Origin of the sequence: Paucibacter sp. KBW04 (genome assembly GCF_003852425.1) — a bacterium.
GTDB lineage: Bacteria > Pseudomonadota > Gammaproteobacteria > Burkholderiales > Burkholderiaceae_C > Paucibacter_A.
This window is the reverse complement of the sequence record NZ_QAJN01000005.1, coordinates 1-19,276: the sequence shown is the minus strand read 5'-3', so window position 1 is coordinate 19,276 and position 19,276 is coordinate 1. Positions and strand designations below refer to the sequence as shown.

Sequence of the window (19,276 nt, the reverse complement as noted above, 5' to 3'; positions counted from 1 at the left end):
AGTGGGAGGCAGCCTTGACTGAGGACAGAGTGTCAAATGGACGCTAAGGTCAAATTTCTGCATCAAGCTCGGTTTGCAAGCCGTCGCGAAACTTGGGGGCGGTCTCAAATCTATCCATCAACGATAGCTTTCCAGATCTAGGCTTCACCAAGGGCAAAGTGCGGTTCATAAAGTCGGGATGCGTCCCCCAGCCTAGAGGGTTTGGGATCACAGACCGTTAAATCGAGCCCGACTTTGCAGCATCGGCGTTCACCCCGACGTTCAGGTCCTGGCGGTGACGCAGCACGGCGTGTTTGACGAAGGGGAGCAGACCTGTACCGGCTTGGGCATCCAAATGCTCAAGCAATTGCTCTCGCATGCGGGGGTCCCAGAAGCGCCGAAGATGCTGAACCACTTCTCGCTCGGCCTCCTCGACATTGGGCATGGTCTGAAAGAATTCACCAATTGAATTGGCCATCTGAGTTAAGTACTGGATGTTCATTGAGTCAGTCCTAGTCGTTCCGGAAAGGTATAGGCGACCAGATCGTTGCCTCGCACAAAGCCCGCCAGCAGGAGGCCGCAATTGCGCGCGCATTGCACTGCAAGCGCCGTAGGGGCGGAGACTGCGGCCAGCACGCTGACACCTGCCATGGCCGTCTTTTGCACCATCTCAAAGCTTGCTCGGCTGGTGATGCAGATGAAGCCGGCCTGAGTGTCAAATTGAGCCGAAACCATCGCACCAATCAGCTTGTCCAGCGCGTTGTGTCGCCCAACGTCCTCACGAATCATGAGCAAGTTGCCTGCGAGATCGCACCAGGCCGCAGCGTGTGTCGCGCCCGTCAAGTTCTGCATGGTCTGGCTCGGCGGCAAGGCATAGTGAGCCTGGGCTAATACCCCAGTGCTCAAGGTCAAGGACTGGAGTAGGGGGAGGGGGCGCCTGACTTGAGCCAGGCTCTCGGTACCACACAGTCCGCAGCCGGTGCGGCCGGCCAAATTGCGACGACGTTCTTTCAGTCGCCATTCGCAGGCCGCCGCCACTTCCATGCGCAGCTCGAGCCCGTCTTCGCCCTCATGAACTTCGATGTCGTAGAGATCCTTGGCATCAGCTAGCAGGCCTTCAGTCAGGCTGAAGCCAAGGGCAAAGTCTTCCAGATGCGCAGGGCTAGCCAGCATGACCGCGTGGGAGATGCCGTTGAAAACCAAGGACACGGGAACTTCGTCGGCCAGCCAGTCAGCTTGGGTTCGTCCGTTGCCAGCCCGCAAAGTTGTCACTTGGGCGGCGCTAACGCAGGGCTTTAGTGCATGGCATTGGACGTTGCTCATGGGCTTTGCTCCAGCGGTGTATCCACCGCAGCCTTCAGTTGCAGCTGCTGGGCATTGAACTCGGCGTAGTTGCGCTGCCAGTCGGAGGTCTGAGTTACCCGGCTGACCTCGACTGCGGTGACCTTGTACTCGGGACAGTTGGTTGCCCAGTCCGAACTGTTTGTCGTGATGACATTGGCGCCCGATTCCGGAAAGTGGAAGGTGGTGTAAACCACCCCAGCTTGCATACGTTCACTGATTTCAGCGCGCAATACGGTATGACCCGCGCGGCTGCTGATGCCAACCCAGTCATCTTGCTTGATGCCTCGAACTTCGGCATCGTGAGGGTGGATTTCCAGCCTGTCCTCTTGATGCCATGCATTGTTGAGGGTTCGGCGAGTTTGGGCGCCCACGTTGTATTGGGACAAGATGCGGCCGGTCGTTAGCAGCAAAGGGAACTTGCGGGTAACTTTTTCTTTAGACGCGACGTACTGTGTGATGAAGAAGCGCCCCTTACCTCGCACAAACCGGTCGACGTGCATGATGGCGGTACCGGCTTCTTCCGTCAGCTCATTGCACGGCCATTGCAGACTCCCCAGGCGTTCGATCTTGGCGTAGCTGACGCCAGAGAAGCTCGGCGTTAGTGCTGCGACCTCCTGCATGATTTCCTCTGGGTGTTGGTAATGCATGGGGTAGCCGAGCGCGTTCGCAAGTTTCATGGTCACTTGCCAGTCCGCCAGGCCTGCCAGCGGAGGCATGGCCTGGCGAACCCGAGAGATGCGTCGCTCGGCGTTGGTGAAGGTGCCATCCTTCTCCAAAAATGAACTGCCTGGCAGCAAAACATGGGCGTATTTGGCCGTCTCGTTCAGGAAGATGTCCTGGACGACGATGCACTCCATCGCCTCCAAGGCGGAGGCCACATGTTGAGTGTTGGGGTCCGACTGGACGATGTCCTCGCCATGACAGTAAAGGCCTTTGAAGCTCCCTCCGAGTGCTGCCTCAAACATGTTTGGAATGCGCAGGCCTGGTTCAGCATTGAGTTGGACGCCCCAGGCCTCATCAAACTTGGCGCGTACGGTACTGTCTGAGATGTGGCGGTAGCCTGGCAGCTCATGCGGAAAACTGCCCATATCACAGCTTCCCTGCACATTGTTCTGCCCTCGCAATGGGTTCACCCCCACCCCTTCGCGGCCGACCATGCCACAAGCCATGGCCAGGTTTGCAATGCCCATCACCATGGTGGAGCCTTGTGCGTGTTCGGTCACGCCAAGACCGTAGTAGATGGCCGAGTTAGGGCCTTTCGCAAAGAGACGGGCAGCGGCACGGACTTCGCCCGCAGGCACGCCACTGATGAGTTCCATGGCTTCAGGCGAGTTTTCAGCGCGAGCCACAAAATCGCGCCAATCGCTAAAGCTGCGGGTATCGCAGCGTTCGGCGATGTAGGCCTCATTCAGCAAACCCTCGGCCACCACGACATGTGCCATGGCGGTGATCACCGCCACATTGGTGCCTGGACGCAGTGCCAAGTGGTGGTCGGCTCGCACATGGGGGCCGTTGACCAGATCGATGCTGCGCGGGTCGATGACCACCAGGCGGGCACCTTGGCGCAGACGCTTTTTCATGCGAGAGGCGAATACGGGATGAGCGTCACTAGGATTGGCGCCTATCACCAGAATCACATCAGCCTGTTCGACCGATTTGAAGGTTTGAGTGCCGGCTGAAGTGCCAAAGGTCTGACCCATGCCATATCCGGTGGGCGAGTGGCAGACACGTGCACAGGTATCCACATTGTTATTGCCGAAAGCTGCTCGGACCAGTTTCTGCACCAAATAGACCTCTTCATTGGTGCAGCGCGAGGAGGTGATGCCGCCCACAGCATCCTGGCCGTACTTGGTCTGGATTCGTTTGAATGCTGCCGCGGCGTGGTTGATGGCCTCGTCCCATGACACCTTGCGCCAGGGCTCGCTGATCTTGTCTCGAATCATCGGCTCGGTGATGCGGTCCTTGTGGGTGGCATAGCCCCAAGCAAAGCGACCTTTAACGCAGGCATGGCCTTCATTGGCTTTGCCATCTTTCCAGGGGACCATGCGGACCACCGTGTTGCCCTTCATCTCGGCTTTAAAGCCGCAACCCACCCCGCAGTAGGCACAGGTTGTGATGATGCTGTGCTCGGCTTGCCCGAGTTCGATCACGCTTTTTTCTTGTAGCGTCGCTGTTGGGCAGGCTTGGACGCAGGCGCCGCAGCTGACGCAGTCACTGTTCAAGAATGAGTCGTCTTGGCCGGCCACCACGCGACTGTCGAAGCCTCGACCTTGAATTGTCAAAGCAAAGGTGCCTTGGGTCTCCTCGCAGGCTCGCACGCAACGGTTGCAGACGATGCACTTGCTGGGGTCATAGCTGAAGTAGGGGTTGGAGTCGTCCTTCGGGGCATCGGTGTGGTGGGCTCCGGCCGCTGCCCCCACGCCGTAGCGCACGTGGCGCAGTCCGGTGACTCCCGCCATGTCTTGCAGTTCGCAATCACCGTTGGCGCTGCAGGTCAGGCAGTCCAGTGGATGGTCGCTGATGTAGAGCTCCATCACGCCCTTGCGCACGTCTTGGAGTTTTGGGGTTTGGGTGCGAACCACCATCCCGGCCTCGGCTGGCGTGGTGCAGGACGCTGGGTAACCTTTGCGACCCTCGATCTCCACCAGACACAGTCGGCAGGAGCCAAAGGGTTGCAGGCTGTCCGTTGCGCACAGCTTGGGGATTTGAACCCCCGTCGCCATGGCCGCTCGCATCAAGGAGCTCCCTTTGGGAACAGTGACAGCGCGGCCGTCGATCGTGAGTTGGACGGTTTCTTTGGACTGGCTCGGCGGTGTGCCGTGATCGATTTCCGGGACGTGGTGATACAACATGGTGAGTGCTCCTCAGGCGGCTTGGGGCCTAGGCGGCGCAATGCCGAAGTCAGCCGGGTAGTGCTTCAGTGCGGACAAAACAGGCATTGGAGTCATGCTGCCCATGGCGCAAAGACTGCCGTGCACCATGGTGTCGCAGAGGTCTTGCAGCAGGACCAACTGCTGGGAGCGGTGCTGGTCGCGAATGATCCGATCGATCACCTCGACTCCTCTGGTGGATCCGATGCGGCAGGGCGTGCACTTGCCACAGCTCTCTAGCGCGCAGAATTCCATGGCATATCGAGCCAGCTGGGCCATGTCGGCGGAGTCGTCGTGCACGACGATGCCGCCATGGCCCAAGGCGGCACCTATGGCTGTATAGGCCTCGTAATCCATGGGCAAATCCCATTGCGACTCCGGCACATAGGCGCCTAAGGGGCCGCCCACTTGGACGGTCTTGATGGGGCGTCCGCTGCGACTCCCTCCGCCAAAGTCATAGAGCAGCTCACGCAGGGTCAAACCGAAGGCCTTCTCGACCAGCCCGCCATGGCGGATGTTGCCGCCCAGCTGAAAGGGCAGGGTGCCGCGCGAGCGCCCCATGCCGTAATCCCGGTAGAAGCTCGATCCTTGGGCCAAGATCAGCGGTACGCTGGCCAAGGTGATCACATTGTTGATGACCGTGGGTTGGCTAAAGAGTCCTTGCAGGGCGGGCAGGGGAGGCTTTGCCCGCACGATGCCGCGCCGCCCTTCAATGCTCTCCAGCATTGCGGTCTCCTCCCCACAGACATAGGCGCCGGCAGCCTTGCGAACTTCGAGCTCAAAGGCCTTGCCGCTGCCGCACACATTGGGGCCTAGGAAGCCGGCGTGGCGAGCAAGGGCAATTGCTTTGACAAGGCTGGCAATGGCATGAGGGTACTCAGACCGGATGTAGATGTAGCCTTTGGTGGCCGCCACGGCCAAACCCGCAATCAACATGCCCTCGATCAACATGAAGGGGTCGCCTTCCAGGGTCATGCGGTCCGAGTAAGTGCCTGAGTCACCTTCATCTGCATTGCAGACGATGTATTTTTGTGCGGCAGAGGCCTGAGCCACCGTGCGCCACTTGATGCCTGCGGGAAAGGCTGCACCGCCTCGACCGCGCAGGCCGGAGTCCAACACTTCCTGAACGATGGCATCTGGTGACAAGGCAAGCGCGCGCCGGAGGCCCTGCCATCCCCCATAGGTTTCGTAGTCGAGCAAAGACAGGGGGGCGGTGATTCCCATGCGGCAAAACGTCAGGCGTTCTTGACGAGCTAGGAATGGGATTGCTTCGGTTGGCCCCAGCGCAAGTGGGTGTTGGCCGCCCCCCTCCAATAGGCCGGCATCCAGTAGCGCACCAACATCCTCCGCTGTTGCTGGCCCATAAGCCATGCGTCCGCCAGCAGTTTCCACCTCCAAAAGTGGCTCTATCCAAAACATGCCGCGTGAGCTGTTCCGAACCAATTCAATCGCCCGGCCTCTTTGCCTGCATTGATCCAGCAGCGCAGCAGCAAGTGCATCAGCACCGACGGCAAGCGCAGCGGAATCGCGAGGTACGAAAACTCTGATAGCGCTCATCGGTTTGACCCCAAGTCCGCCGGTGCTGCAATCTGGCAATGCGTTTGCAACAGTTGATTGAATCGCTGTTCTGTCACGCGGGCGTGCACTTGACCGTCGATTTGCAGCGCCGGCGACGAAGCGCACAGGCCCAAGCAAAAGACTTCTTCCAGGCTTACCGCGCCGTCGTCCCGGGTGTGCCCGCGCGTGCAATTGAGCGTCTGTTCTGCGTGGTGCAGCAGCGCATCTGCACCGCAGGCTTGGCAGGCTTCTGCCCGACAAATCTGAACGACGTGGTGCCCGGGCGGCTCTGTGCGGAAGAAGTGGTAATAGCTGAGAACGCCATGAACTTCTGCTCTTGATAGGTTCAGCGCCAATGCAATGTCGGGTACGACAAATGAAGGTACATAGGAGAACAAGTCTTGGACCGCATGCAAAAGAGGGAGCAAGCCACCTGGCTGTGTCTGGTGCTTCCGAATCAAGTCGGCGAGCAGTTCGGATTGCTCTGGGGAAAGACTTGATGACTTGTCGCTTGGTCCAGTTATTCGACGATCGGGGACTGCCAGAATAGGGTGCATGGCTGCTCCTGAGTTTGGGGGCGCCGGCGGGGGGACTGGACTCAAGAAGTCATGTTTGAACAGTCACATCGATCGGCTTCGCGGCATCTTTGCACCCGGATTGCAGGGCCGCAATATGAGCGCTTCAGCAGCACTCATATGCACTTGAGCTCATAAAGGGATCACCCGCATGCAGAAAATTTCGATCAAACCCACCTGGACAATTCAGTCCCTTGGGGAGCCTCCGCTGCCACCGCGTCTGCTGGATTTGCTCGTACAGGTGCAGGCCCATGGCAGCCTGCTCGCAGCCGCCCAACAAATGGGTTTGTCCTACCGCCATGCTTGGGACCTCATTCGGCAGGGCGAATCACAGTTCAAGGCGGCGCTCCTGCATATGGAGCGCGGCAAGGGCTCCAAGCTCTCGTTGTTGGGTGAGAAATTGGTCTGGGCTGACCATCGCATCGTTGCCCGTCTGACGCCGGTGCTGGACTCTTTGGCTTCTGAGTTGGCAGCCGAGATTCACAAGGTCTTATCTGGCGAGGCGGCTGTGCTGCGAATTCATGCCAGCCATGGTTATGCCGTTGAGGCCTTGGTGGAACGCCTGGATCAGGCGGGCCTGCGGATTGAGCACAAGTACTGTGACAGCTCAGCGGCAGCAGCAGCCTTGCGGGACGGTGACTGCGATGCCGCTGGCTTGCACATCCCGATGGGGGTCCTACAGGAGGCCGCCCTGCAGCATTACTCCAACTGGTTTGCCGGTGAAGATCTCTGCCTGATCGATGTCGCAACACGTCGCCAAGGTTTGATGGTCCCAGCGGGAAACCCGAAAAAGATCTACGAGGTGGCTGATCTGCTCAAACCGGACGTTCGTTTCATCAATCGCCAAATTGGCTCGGGAACCCGCTTGCTACTGGAGAGCTTGCTGAGTATTGCTGCCGTTCAGCGCGAGCGCATTGCCGGCTTTGAACATGGCGAGTTCACTCACGCGGCGGTAGCCGCCTATGTTGCCAGTGGCATGGCCGACGTCGGCTTTGGCTTGGAACCCGCAGCCCGGCAGTTCCACCTGGATTTCATACCCCTGGCGAATGAGCGCTACTTCTTGCTGTGTCAACGAGCCATGCTGGACTCGCCCGCGATGACTCAGGTGGTCGCGGCGTTGCGCGATCCGGCTTTACGTCAGCTGCTTGATCGCCTGCCGGGATACGACGCTTCCGGGGCTGGGCAAGTCTTCTCCTTGCTGGACGCCTATCCAATGCTGGCACCTTCAAGTGCACCAACGGCAACTGGCACGCAGGCTTGACGTGGTCTTCAGCCGCGAGAATGCATCGCGCCAATGGCGGCAGCGGCTGAACGCGTTTCGACGCCTAGTTTTTCAAACAGATGCTCTAGGTGCTTGTTGACCGTTCGATGGCTGATGGCGAGTATTTCGGCGATGTCCCGGTTGGTCTTCCCCTTAGACAACCAGGACAACACTTCGGCTTCACGCGAGGTTAGGGCTGCGCGATTGAGTTGGCTTGAACTGCTGCCCTCCAGACTGGACTGAGACAGCAGGTACAAGGTTTCGCCTTGAGCAACTGGCCCGAGGTTCTTGATGACCAAGCTCAGTGTTGGCCGGCGAGGCGAACTGATTCGAAGGTCTTCACCCACCGCCGCGCGCCAGGCGGTGGGCAGGCTGGCGCAGCTTTGATTCCCACTGTACTCAAGCAGCCATCGACTCGCGCCAGGTGAGCGCCAGGCGATTTCACCCTGGCGGTCCAAAAGAAGGACGCCGAAACCGGCCACATCCATGGCTTCTCGGCTGAGTCTGGCCAACTTGGCGTTGCGCACATGGGCGTTCAATCGCGCCAACACCTCTTCGGCGCGCAAGGGCTTTGTGACGTAGTCGACGCCACCGCAAGCAAAACCCTGCAAGACATGGGTGGTGTCACTGAGACCGGTCATGAAGATGACGGGAATGTGGGCCAGGCCTTCATCGGCCTTGATAAGTCGGCAGGTTTCAAAGCCCGACAGGCCAGGCATCAGCGCGTCAAGCAAAACGGCGTCGACCGCCAGCATTTTTAGGCGTTGTAGTGCGCTGGCGCCGTCTTGCGCAACGCGAACGCTATACCCGCTTTGTTCCAGCACGTCGCAAAGCAGGCCAAGCGTACTAGGGGCGTCGTCGACCACCAGCACAACCGGGCGGGCCTCGGAATCAGGTGAACGGAGAACTGTCCGTGACTCAGGCATGGCAGGCCTTCTCCAACTGAGCATGCAGGGCATTGAGTTCAAAACGATTCAGCATGGCTTGCAACTCAAGACACAGTGGCTGGGTGGCGGGGTACTCTGACGCCAGCGCGATCAAGGCTTCGCTCAGGCCACGGACATGGCCTGTGGCAACCAGTTTCAACAAGGCCTTTCTTAGATCCAGTGGCACGCTTTGCCATGCTGCCAAGCGTTCAGTTTCCCCAAGGGGCAAAGAGGCTTCGAGATCCTGGATGTCTTGCACATCGGCCCGTTCGACGGCTGGGGATGGCAGCCAAGACAGGTCCAAAGCGGACTGAATAGCTTGTAGCAGTTCAGCCTCACGGACGGGTTTCGCCACCAAGCCTTGGCATTGGCAGGCTTGAAGGCGCTCATTTAGGTTGTCAAGCAAGCTGGCCGAGACCATGATGATAGGGACTTCCTTGCCGCAGCCTGATCTCACCAGCTGCGCCGTCTCCCAACCGTCCATGGGCATCATGCCGATATCCAGGAGTATGAGATCCGGTGGGGCCTGGGCAAGTATTTCCAGACAGAGCGGGCCGCTGCTTGTCTCTTGAATGGAAAACCCCAGTGGAGACAGCATGTCCTTGAGTAGCGCCCTTTGCTCGACTTGGTCATCAACAATCAACAGACGCCGTCGCGGGCCGATGTAACCCATGAACTCTTGGGCATTGGCTGATTCTGTTTGGGGCTTCGATGCCGTGTGAAGGGGCAAATCTACGACGAACTGGCTGCCTTTCCCAAGTTGGCTGTTGACCGCAATTGTTCCTCCCATCAGTCGGACGAGTTTTTCCGTAATGGTGAGGCCCAGGCCGGCCCCAGGTTCACCGCTATCCGGCCGCTCCTGACCTCGTTCAAAGGGCTCAAAGATGCGGGCCAAGTCCGTTTCGGCGATGCCCACGCCTGTGTCCTTGACTTCGATGCGTAGCCAATTGCTCAATGGCGGGCGGCTAACGCTCAATCGAATCTCGCCGCTGGGTGTGAAGCGGATGGCATTGCCCAGCAGATTGATGAGAATTTGGCGCAGGCGCTTGCCATCGGCCAGGACCCAGTCGGGCAGCGTTTGAATACCGCTGAAACTAAAGTGCAGGCCTTTGGCATGGGCTTGCGGTCTGACCATGCTGATCACGTCTTGCAGCAGCAATGGCAGGTTAAGTGCGACCGTCTCCAGTTGCAGTCGTTCGGCTTCAATGCGCGCAAGGTCCAGCAGTTCGTCGACCAGTTCACAGAGGTGCTGACCGCTGCGCTGAATGGTGCCCAATCCTTCTTTAGTTTTGGCTGGCAATTCTGATTGCTTCAACAGCAAACTCGAGTAGCCCAGAATGCTGTTGAGTGGCGTGCGAAGTTCATGAGACAAGCCAGCGACGTAGCGCGTTTTGGCCAAATTCGCCGACTCGGCGAGCTCTTTGGCGAGTTGCAAGGCAGCGTCGGTGCGCTGGTGGGCGTCGATCTCAGTGCGGAGCAACTCGTTCTGTCGATTGGAGTCTTCTTGCGCAAGCCGCTTGGCCTGGCTGTTCAAAACGACCCACCAACTCAGTACGGCGACGATGAGCAAGAGCATGGCGCCGGATTTTGCGAACGCTGAGCTCAGCAGGGCGCGGGCCGCCGCATCAGTAGTCGAGCTACTGGCCTGCAAATAGATTGCACCGGTGACGCTGCCTACCAGCGCGCAGATGGACAGAAACACCAGCAAGTAGTGGCTGACGCGAAAATTGATGCGCTGGGCCAGGATGCTGGGCAGCAGGGCAGAGAGGAAATGGGTTGCTTGTTCGGCTGCGCGAGAGTGCTTCTTGCAGCTGTCATGGCAGCGTGACTCCAGTGTGCAGCACAGGGAGCATATGGGCGCTGCGTAGGCCGGGCAGAACGCCATGTCCTCCGATTCAAATGCCTGTTCGCAAATGCTGCATTCCAGCTTGACACCCGGCGCAGCCAGCCGCTGGGGCTGGCGGGCCAAGTAGAAGCGCCCACGGGTGAGCCAGGCCAGTAGCGGTGAGAGTACAAAGGCCAGACCCAGCGCAATGAAGGATGAAAAGGCCTCAGCGCTGGGCCCTGCCAGCCCGGCATAGGCGATGGTTGCGGCGATTGAGCCCAGCAACATCGCGCCCAGACCGACAGGATTGATGTCGTACAGATGTGCGCGCTTGAACTCGATACCGGACGGGCTCAGCCCCAAGGGTTTGTTGATGACCAGATCAGCCACCACGGCGCCCACCCAGGCCACGGCGACGTTGCTGTACAGGCTGAGCACCCGGTCCAGCATCTGAAACACACCCAGCGTGATCAGTAGCAATGCGATCAACACATTGAAGACCAGCCACACCACGCGGCCGGGATGGCTATGGGTCAAACGAGCGAAGAAGTTAGACCAAGCCAACGAGCCGGCATAAGCGTTGGTGACATTGATCTTGATCTGCGAGATCACCACGAACAGCACGGTGGCTCCGAGTGCCCATGCCGCGGAGCTGAAGACCGCGGAGTAGGCGCTGAGGTACATCTGCGTGGGTTGCATCGCTTGCAGAACTGAGTGCCCGTGCTTAAGTGTCAGGAATGCCAGGAAGGCGCCCCCCAGGAGCTTGAGCATGCCGGGCAGGATCCATCCTGGCCCGGCAATCACAAGAGCTGTCCACCAGCGCCAACGGTTGGCAGGGGTCTTCTCAGGGAGAAAGCGAAGAAAGTCCACTTGCTCGCCGATTTGCACGACCAATGAGAACGCGACAGTACATGCGGCACCGAACATGATGGGATCGAAACGATGCGACCCTGAGGTGAGGCCGCTCATCTGAGCGAAGTCCTGGTACAGCTGAGGCTGTTTCCAGTAAATGACGAGGTATGGCAGCAGGAGTAGGCAAACCCAAAGCGGCTGCGTCCAGAGTTGCAACTGAGAGAGGAGCGTGACGCCGCGTATGACCAAGGGAACGATCAATAAGGAGCACAACAAATACCAAACCGTGAGGGGGAGGGGGATTAGCAACTGCAGCGCAGTGGCCAGGATGGCAGTCTCCAGCGCAAAGAATATGAAGGTAAAACTCGCGTAGATCAGCGAGGTGATGGTGGAGCCCATATAGCCGAAACCTGCGCCGCGAGTCAGCAGATCCATGTCGACGCCGTAGCGCGCAGCGTAGTAGCTGATGGGCAGGCCTGTCAGAAAGGTGATCAGGGCGACGCTGAGGATGGCCCACAAGGCATTTGAGAAGCCGTACTTCAATGCGATGGCAGCGCCTATTGCTTCCAGCGCCAAGAAGGAGGCGGCTCCGAAGGCCGTATTGCCGACCCGCCAGGTCGACCACTTGCGAAAACTCCGCGGGGTGTAGCGTAAGGCGAAGTCTTCCATCGACTCATTGGCGACCCAGCTGTTGTACTCGCGACGGATGCGGAAGATCTTCTGAGTGACCATGGCCGAGGCGAGCTCGATTGGGTTAGAGACGTGGAGTCTTGACTATTGCTGCCGGTGTGAGAGCTACAAGAAGGGTTTTCACGCAAAACGTGCGACTGGCGATTTTTCGGCCTACGTTAATTGACGTATTGGGCGCAAAGAAAGGGGCGCGCAGCATCGGGCCTTGTGAAGCCTTGGGTTCAAAGCTTCCTTCAAGTCCATCCCTTCATCCATCCCCAGGAGGTGTCCCATGCCCGAAACTCTGATCAAGGTCGACCTTTCCAAGCCAGCGCCCAGCAATGAGATGGTTCATAACCGCTGGCACCCGGATATCCCGATGGCCTGCTGGGTGAATCCTGGTGATGACTTTGTGCTGGAAACCTATGACTGGACCGGGGGTTTCATCAAGAACAACGACAGCGCCGACGATGTCCGTGACATCGATCTGACCACGGTCCATTACCTGTCTGGGCCGGTGGGCGTGCGTGGGGCAATGCCAGGCGACCTGCTGGTCGTGGAGTTGCTCGACATTGGCGCGAAGTCCGACAGCCTTTGGGGCTTCAACGGTTTCTTCAGCAAGAACAATGGAGGCGGCTTTCTAACCGAGCATTTTCCGCAAGCTCAGAAGTCGATCTGGGACTTCCACGGCATGTTCACGAATTCTCGTCATGTGCCAGGCGTCAATTTCGCAGGACTGATTCACCCCGGGCTGATCGGCTGTCTGCCCGATCAGAAGATGTTGGACATGTGGAACGAGCGGGAGTTGGCCTTCATCGCCACTGACCCCGACCGGGTGCCGCCGCTGGCCGCCCCGCCATCTGCTGCGACCGCCCATTTGGGCAAACTCAAGGGTCCCGGCCGGGAGAAAGTCGCTGCTGAGGGCGCACGCACGGTCCCTCCCCGTGAGCACGGTGGCAACTGCGACATCAAGGACCTCTCACGTGGATCGAAGATCTTCTTTCCGGTCTATGTGGATGGAGCAGGCCTTAGTGTGGGCGACCTGCACTTCAGCCAAGGCGATGGAGAGATCACCTTCTGCGGTGCCATCGAGATGGCCGGCTGGGTCCATATGCGGGTCAGCATACTGAAGGGTGGTATGGCTCTTTACGGCATCAAGAACCCGATTTTCAAGCCCAGTCCCATCACGCCCAACTACAACGACTACCTGATCTTCGAGGGTATCTCGGTCGACGAGTACGGCAAACAGCATTACCTGGATGTGCATGTTGCCTATCGCCAAGCCTGCCTGAACGCGATTGAGTACCTGAAAAAATTTGGTTACTCGGGTGCGCAGGCTCATTCCATCCTTGGTGTGGCACCGGTGCAGGGGCATATCAGTGGTGTGGTCGACATTCCCAATGCCTGCGCCACTTTGTGGCTGCCAACGCAGATCTTCGACTTCGATATCAATCCAAACGCGCTAGGCCCTATCAAGCATCTGGACGGATCCGTTCAGATGCCTTTGTCGCCTGATCTCCGTTGAACCCAAGGCCGCAACCATGCCGATCTATGACTACCAATGCGGGACATGCGGCCCGTTTGACGTTCTGCGGCCCATGGCCGAACGCGATCACCCAGCCGCTTGTCCTTCCTGCGCCAGGTCCAGTAGCAGAACTTGGGTGCAGGGCTCGCGTTTGAGTGAGATGGAGCCTGAGCGTTTGTTCGCAATGGAAACCAACGAACGAGCCTCCAATGAACCCAAACGTTCGGGCGACTACGCTCGGCTGCGACACCCCTCGGGCTGCGCCTGTTGCTCACCTGGCCGACGTGGTGCCACTGTAACGACGGCCAATGGAGCCAAGGGATTCCCAACAAAGCGCCCCTGGATGATCAGCCATTGATCAAGCCCAACTGGCTCGCCCCTCCATCTTTCAAAGGTCCATCATGCTTCTAGGCCTATCTTTGCTCTACGTGGGGGCTGTGTTATGCCTCAACGGTCTATGGTTACTGGGTCGTGTCGGTGACAAGGAGATCTCTGTCATCAACGTCTTTGTAGGTGGCGTCACTCTGACGGTAGCGGCCTACTCGGCATTTGGGCCAGGGGCCGATGCAGCTTCTATCAAGGGTGCGGCTTTGACGCTCTTGTTCACGTTGACCTATCTGTGGGTAGCGATCAACCGCTACAACGGTGCGGATGGCAGAGGCTTGGGATGGTTTTGCCTGTTTGTAGGTATCACCGCGATACCTGTGGCATTCGATACCCTGAATGGCGCCAATTCGGCATTGAATGTTTGGCTGGGTCTGTGCTGGGCCGCTTGGGCCGTTCTATGGCTGATGTTCTTTATGTTGCTAGCCCTGAACAAACCCATCGCCAAACTGACCGGAGCGGTGACGCTGGTGCAAGGCGTGTTGACGGGCTGGCTTCCCGGCTACCTCATGCTCAACGGCGTGCTCAAGTAGGGTGGATCCAGCCTCGATGGACCTGATTGGCTGTAGAGGAACCATTTCGATGGTCCGAAGTAGGCCGATACGCTCAGCAGCAAATGCCACCAGATGGCTTCTTGCTGGGGCTTGGATTGGCGGTAAGCGCTCAAGGAACCCCTACCTTTTCGTCGCTGCGACGGCAGGGTAGGACTTTCTCAGGCTTCAGCCAAATGGATCCGCCAGGGCAGCATTTCGGCATAGTCGCCAGCCGTTGCTGCCTTGGGCTACGCGATGAACAGCGACCTCAGGTAGTGATAGCCGGCGATTCCATCGACTTGGCTCGTTTGCAGCAACGAGTACAAGTTTTCGCTGGCATTGGCACCGGCCACCGTGTCGGCGAATAGCCACTTGCAGCGACCTATGCAGAAGGGCAGGATCGCATCCTCCTGAGCCTTGTTGCAGATGCTGTGGCGGCCGTCTTCGACATAGAGCTTGAGCTTGCTCCTCTGCGAGATCAGGTAGTGAACCGCCCCGGGGTTGAACTGCCCCCCCAGAAGTTGAAGAAAATTAAACCGCTGGACGGCATGGCACGCTCACGCCTGGCGTGCTCAAAGAATTGGCTCGCCAGGGGACACAGTTCAACGGTGTGCGCTGTGACCGGAGTCACCCGCAAGCTCAGCCTTTGACACGACTCTGCCGTCGGCGCCGAAGGTGATTTTGAGGAGGGCCAGGCTGTGCTTTGGTTTCAAGATTGAAGTCGCCAGCCTGTGAATCGCATGCTCCGCCTCAACCTACCCAGCAAGATTGCGAGGATGTCGGTTTCAAAAGTCAAATGTCACCGAGGCGGGGAGGGCTGAGGGAAGCGGCGTTGCTTAACGTGTTCATGAAAATTCGTGCAGGAGAGGTCGAGTTCCACTTCCTGGTCAACAGTTCCTCGGCCGGCAAGTTGCTTGGTCAAGCAGGAGGGGCTATGTATCGAGGCCGGCATCGCAATTCCATCGGCTCGGTTGACTCGAACCCTAGCTCGCTTGATCGAACGGTGTGGTGCACTAGGGGCCGGAGATTTCAAGCCACTACTTCATCGACTAAGGACATCAAGCTCAATCACTTCGAAACCGGCGACCCAACCAAAATGCTTACATGGAACGATTTAACTGGACGTACCGGCGTGAGGTCTTGAACGCTTGCGTATTCAAGAGCATCGAGCAGGTCGCGCACACTTCTGATGACTGGCTGCGAATCTATATGGGTGGACTGCCCCCGACGCAGTTCCTGCCCAGGTTATCCACTGCCGCAAATTCCAGTATTCGGCTGTCTACTTGAAAGGGAAGCCTTCGGCGCCCAGCCACAAAGAACTCCTGGCATTGGTCATTCGTTGTTCAGACTGTCCTTCTCCATGGTTTTATGCGGACTCGAGCAGACCGTAGGCTGCTGCCCTCTTCGCTGAGGCTTTTCGGCTTGAGCAGTTCAGCCGTGTGTTGATGCGCTGAAATCTTGAGTCGACCGAGGCGACGCTCATCCCAGTTCTCGCTGAAATTTCCTTGGATCCGAGCCCGCGCCATTCCATCGCCAACAAATTCAAGTCCCCCTCATGAAGTCTTGCGTCTGACTGGAGTCGTTGCTGGAGGTAGTGGGTAAGCCAGTCATGGAGCTCTGCTGCGAGGGACCTTGCCAGTGTGCGGACGATGCGAGCTTCCATTCCTTCAAAGTCATCCGCCTGATCACTACCAAGGCAAAGCATTTCGTACCGGTTGACGTTTTGGCCGGCCTGGGTGGGCACGATGAGGCATGAACGGAAACCATAGCGACTGACCAGGGCAAACGCTTCGCTATCGGCGTCATGCTGAGAAAAGACCTGGTGTTGGGTTCCCGGCGTTGAATGCGACTGCGCGAATCGTAGCCAGGGGTGCTCTAGCAAATGGCCTTGGAGACTTTGTTCCTGCGCAAACACGGGGTTGCAGGCGAAGAGGCTGAAGCAGGAGGGGGCACTCCCGTCTTCCGGGATGACTGCCGTGTAGACGCTTCCAGTTGCGCCAATGGCCTCTGTGGCGTGAGCCAGGCAAGCAAGCAAGGCCGGAGGGTCGCTTGCATGAGGAACTTGGACGATGGCTTCAAGTGCATGTTCGGCGTAGTCCTTGGACTTGGCGCTGGTTCGTATCGAGCTTGAGGAACTTTGATCGATCGAAGGCATGGTCGAACTCCCTTTTGACCTGCGCGAAGAGAAGCGGTTCTTCGAATCGAAGTGGGTCGCAAGCCAAGCAAGCCTCAAACGATTCCCGAGACTCGAACAGTGCCCAAGACTCGATTCTGGCGTTGCCCGCACTTTGTCGGATCCGCCCGGCAGCAACGCCCTTTGGAACTGAAACGAGACTCAGTGGCGTAACGCGGCGTGGCTCAGTTTCTTTACGGCACCCGCGAGAGGGGGACGACAGAGTTTTCTTGGCTGGATATCTCACAGCTACCTCCTCTGAGTAAGAAGGGCGAACACTTGCCGTCGGGCGCAAATCGCGCACATCGCTATCCGATAGACAGCGACCCCATTTCTTTGGGGCGCATGGTGGCTGTTCCGGCCTTTCAGATCAAGGCCTAATTGAACGGCGATGAGGAACGTTCGGTTCAGCCTGAAGCTAGAGCATGAACGATGGCAAGATCAGTTTCTTGGCCCCTTCATTTGTCAACTTCCTGCAGTCTATGCAATGGTGAGTTAGGTAATTGCGCCGAATTCTTGGCTTGGCCCGCCGACTGCTGCTTGTGAACTCAGGCGTAACCGCCGGCGACTTCCGCGGCAGTGAACAGCCTTGCTTTCGTTCGGTGTACTGCTTTGATGCGTTGCAGGCCAAGCTGCCGAAAAGGTCTTGCCGAGTTTGCTCGTGCCTTGATCCTAAGATGCTCTGTCAAGGTCCTGACTTCGATACTTGGCTGTGGACGGCGATGATCACAAATTGGAAGGCTGCTTTGGCGAGAGTCAAGGCCGTGCTGATGCACCGCGGTCGTACGCGTCAAGAAGCTGAGGACTTGGTTCAGGAGGCTTGGTTGAGACTTGCACTTTATGAGCGCGACCAGAAGGTCAACCAGCCCGAGGCATTTTTGATGCGGGCGGCGCTGAACCTGTCTATCGATGAATTCCGAAGCGGCAGGCATCAGTTCGTGCACGTGCCGACCGAGGAACAGGTACTGGTAGACGCCGCACCGGCGGTCGAGGCCATCTTGCTGGGCAAGGAGAGGCTGGCCCGCTTGACCGAATGCCTTGCAAGTCTTGACCCAAGAACCCAACAGATTTTTCTGGCCCATCGCTTGAACGGAACGAGCTACCGAGACATAGCGAAGGAACATGGCTTGAGCGTGAGCTCAGTGGAAAAGCAGATCGCCAAAGCCACGTTGGTGCTGGCTCGCTTTATGGAAGGTTGGTAGCCATGGACGCGCCTGGAATGCAAAACTTGGGTGAGGAGCCAGAGCCTCGAGTGACGCCGGAGATTGCTGCCGAGGCTTCAGTTTGGATTGCCCGGCTGCACGGGCCCGATCGCTCACCACAGATGGAGCGAGAGTGCCGGGCTTGGCAAGCAGCCTCTGCGGCCCATCGTCTGGCATTCGAGCGATGTACCGACGTTTGGGAGTCGGTGCCTCGTGTGAGCTTGGCCGACGCTTTCGCCAATGCCTTGCCAGCGAAACGCTTGGGCAAGGGCCCCACAAGCGGAAAACTATTCTTTGCGGCGCTACTTGCCTTGGGCATCCTTGGCACGGGCTTGTCACTGTCGTTTTGGCAGCAGGGTGAGGAGTTCGTGACCAAGATTGGAGAGCAACATGTAGCGGTTCTTGACGACGGAACCCGTATGTCTTTGAACACCAATACGAAAGTTCTGGTGGAGATGGACTCGCTTCGACGGAGGGTTAGCCTTTTGGGAGGGGAGGCCTACTTCGAAGTGGCCAAGGACGCGCGACGACCTTTTGTCGTGAGGGTGTTAGGCAGCGAAGTCGAGGCCTTGGGCACGGCATTCTCTGTTCGGCTTGGAAGCCGTACCGCCGGAGACGGCGCTGCACTCGAGGTGGCTTTGCTGGAGGGTCAGTTGACGGTTCGCCCAGCAGGTGTCGAAACGCCGTCTGCGATGGCCCCCTCAGCGTCCGTTTTGATGCAAGCGGGTGATCGCGTGCGCTTGTTTCAGGCCGTAGGTAAGGTGCAGGCGGTGAGCACCCCTCAACTGGATCGTCCACATATCGAACAGTTGATTGCATGGCGGCACAGCGAGGCCTTGTTCGAAGACGTGTCATTGGCTGAGGCTGTGATGGAGATGAATCGATACAGCCGAACGCCTATCGTCTTGCGCGAGGAGGGTGCCTTGGCGAACTTGAGGATCAGCGGTCTCTACAAAACGGGCGACAACCCAGGATTTGCGAATTCTGTTGCAAGCCTGTACGGCCTGATGGTCCGAGAGCATGCAGGACGGTTGGAGTTGGCACTTTCGCAGTAGGGCATGCCCTGGCTGAGATCCGCAGATCCGGCTCGTTATCTCGTTATCACCGACATGGGCAACGAGAGGGGAGCGAAAGATGTTCAGCAAGGTCTTGGATCGTATTCGAGGGGTAAAGGGCAAGCATTGTTTTCGGGAGGGCGCCTTCCTTGCAATGTTCGTTTTCTTTGGCGTTTCAAGTGCCACTGAAGCCAATCCTGCTGCGCGCTACCGGGTGGATCAACCATCCCAGCCCTTGGCAGAGTCGCTGCGAGCCATCGCACGTCAGACGGGCGTGTCCATTGTCTTTGACCCTGGCAAGGTAAGTGGTCGGACCTCTCGCGCGGTAGCAGGTCAGTTGACCGCTGCGGAGGCCATTTCTCAAGCCTTGGAGGGCTCAGGCTTGGCGACTGTCGTCATGAACGATGGTTCAATCGTGGTTCGCCCTGCAGCAGCCCCGAGTGGCGCCACATCACCTTCATCGCCAGCGACGCGCTCGGGACTTGAGCCCACACCCTTGGCGAGTACAAGTTTGGCCGCCGTGGATAGCACTTCTGGCCAAGGCGC

Annotated in this window: 16 protein-coding genes and 1 pseudogene; 8 read left to right on the top strand and 9 right to left on the bottom strand. The window is 58.4% G+C overall.

Going from position 1 to position 19,276, the window contains the following annotated elements; genetic code table 11:
- Positions 1-217: 217 nt before the first annotated feature.
- From DBR47_RS07405 to DBR47_RS07385, 5 genes are read right to left on the bottom strand one after another with little or no spacing between them, the layout of a single operon-like run.
- Positions 218-481 carry a formate dehydrogenase subunit delta gene (locus tag DBR47_RS07405; protein WP_124448535.1) on the bottom strand — a complete coding sequence of 88 codons (264 nt, stop codon included), beginning with the start codon at positions 479-481 and terminating at the stop codon, positions 218-220.
- Positions 478-1,302 (bottom strand): formate dehydrogenase accessory sulfurtransferase FdhD, encoded by an 825-nt coding sequence (gene fdhD / locus DBR47_RS07400; protein WP_124448533.1) that lies wholly within the window; start codon positions 1,300-1,302, stop codon positions 478-480. The genes DBR47_RS07405 and fdhD overlap by 4 nt, the downstream gene beginning before the upstream one ends.
- Complete coding sequence (gene fdhF, locus DBR47_RS07395; protein WP_124448531.1) at positions 1,299-4,175, bottom strand: formate dehydrogenase subunit alpha; 2,877 nt, start codon at positions 4,173-4,175, stop codon at positions 1,299-1,301. The genes fdhD and fdhF overlap by 4 nt, the downstream gene beginning before the upstream one ends.
- A gap of 12 nt (positions 4,176-4,187) precedes the next feature.
- Complete coding sequence (locus DBR47_RS07390) at positions 4,188-5,750, bottom strand: NADH-quinone oxidoreductase subunit NuoF (protein ID WP_124448586.1); 1,563 nt, start codon at positions 5,748-5,750, stop codon at positions 4,188-4,190.
- The gene (locus DBR47_RS07385) at positions 5,747-6,307 is read right to left on the bottom strand and encodes a formate dehydrogenase subunit gamma (protein WP_124448529.1); all 561 of its coding nucleotides are present in this window, start codon (positions 6,305-6,307) and stop codon (positions 5,747-5,749) included. The genes DBR47_RS07390 and DBR47_RS07385 overlap by 4 nt, the downstream gene beginning before the upstream one ends.
- A 169-nt stretch (positions 6,308-6,476) precedes the next feature.
- On the opposite strand from DBR47_RS07385, the gene DBR47_RS07380 reads away from it, so the two are divergent.
- Positions 6,477-7,586, top strand: a complete 1,110-nt coding sequence (locus DBR47_RS07380; RefSeq protein WP_124448527.1) for a substrate-binding domain-containing protein — start codon at positions 6,477-6,479, stop codon at positions 7,584-7,586.
- Positions 7,587-7,594: 8 nt separating this feature from the next.
- On the opposite strand, the gene DBR47_RS07375 is transcribed toward DBR47_RS07380, so the two are convergent.
- The gene (locus DBR47_RS07375; RefSeq protein WP_124448525.1) at positions 7,595-8,512 is read right to left on the bottom strand and encodes a response regulator transcription factor; all 918 of its coding nucleotides are present in this window, start codon (positions 8,510-8,512) and stop codon (positions 7,595-7,597) included.
- A complete protein-coding gene (locus DBR47_RS07370) occupies positions 8,505-11,921 on the bottom strand; it encodes an ATP-binding protein (RefSeq protein WP_124448523.1) in 3,417 nt (1,138 codons plus the stop codon). The genes DBR47_RS07375 and DBR47_RS07370 overlap by 8 nt, the downstream gene beginning before the upstream one ends.
- 229 nt (positions 11,922-12,150) lie before the next feature.
- On the opposite strand from DBR47_RS07370, the gene fmdA reads away from it, so the two are divergent.
- From fmdA to DBR47_RS07355, 3 genes are read left to right on the top strand one after another with little or no spacing between them, the layout of a single operon-like run.
- Positions 12,151-13,383 carry a formamidase gene (fmdA, locus tag DBR47_RS07365; RefSeq protein ID WP_124448521.1) on the top strand — a complete coding sequence of 411 codons (1,233 nt, stop codon included), beginning with the start codon at positions 12,151-12,153 and terminating at the stop codon, positions 13,381-13,383.
- Between the two features lie 16 nt (positions 13,384-13,399).
- Positions 13,400-13,741: a zinc ribbon domain-containing protein gene (locus DBR47_RS07360; protein WP_124448519.1), complete on the top strand. Its 342-nt coding sequence runs from the start codon at positions 13,400-13,402 to the stop codon at positions 13,739-13,741.
- Between the two features lie 43 nt (positions 13,742-13,784).
- Positions 13,785-14,300: an AmiS/UreI family transporter gene (locus DBR47_RS07355; protein ID WP_124448517.1), complete on the top strand. Its 516-nt coding sequence runs from the start codon at positions 13,785-13,787 to the stop codon at positions 14,298-14,300.
- A 248-nt stretch (positions 14,301-14,548) separates the two neighbouring features.
- On the opposite strand, the gene DBR47_RS07350 is transcribed toward DBR47_RS07355, so the two are convergent.
- Positions 14,549-14,782, bottom strand: a complete 234-nt coding sequence (locus DBR47_RS07350) for a transposase (RefSeq protein WP_255420718.1) — start codon at positions 14,780-14,782, stop codon at positions 14,549-14,551.
- Between the two features lie 601 nt (positions 14,783-15,383).
- Here DBR47_RS07350 and DBR47_RS25460 point away from each other — a divergent pair.
- Positions 15,384-15,587 (top strand): annotated as a pseudogene (locus tag DBR47_RS25460) (integrase core domain-containing protein); the annotation flags it as partial.
- Positions 15,588-15,666: 79 nt separating this feature from the next.
- On the opposite strand, the gene DBR47_RS07340 reads toward DBR47_RS25460, so the two are convergent.
- Positions 15,667-16,455 carry an autoinducer binding domain-containing protein gene (locus DBR47_RS07340; RefSeq protein ID WP_124448512.1) on the bottom strand — a complete coding sequence of 263 codons (789 nt, stop codon included), beginning with the start codon at positions 16,453-16,455 and terminating at the stop codon, positions 15,667-15,669.
- Positions 16,456-16,994: 539 nt separating this feature from the next.
- On the opposite strand from DBR47_RS07340, the gene DBR47_RS07335 reads away from it, so the two are divergent.
- The 3 genes from DBR47_RS07335 to DBR47_RS07325 form a co-directional block, all read left to right on the top strand.
- Complete coding sequence (locus DBR47_RS07335) at positions 16,995-17,675, top strand: RNA polymerase sigma factor (RefSeq protein WP_231512182.1); 681 nt, start codon at positions 16,995-16,997, stop codon at positions 17,673-17,675.
- A 2-nt stretch (positions 17,676-17,677) separates the two neighbouring features.
- Positions 17,678-18,730, top strand: a complete 1,053-nt coding sequence (locus tag DBR47_RS07330; protein ID WP_370454884.1) for a FecR domain-containing protein — start codon at positions 17,678-17,680, stop codon at positions 18,728-18,730.
- Between the two features lie 79 nt (positions 18,731-18,809).
- Positions 18,810-19,276 (top strand): STN domain-containing protein (locus tag DBR47_RS07325; protein WP_231512180.1); only part of this gene is annotated, 467 nt, incomplete at its 3' end.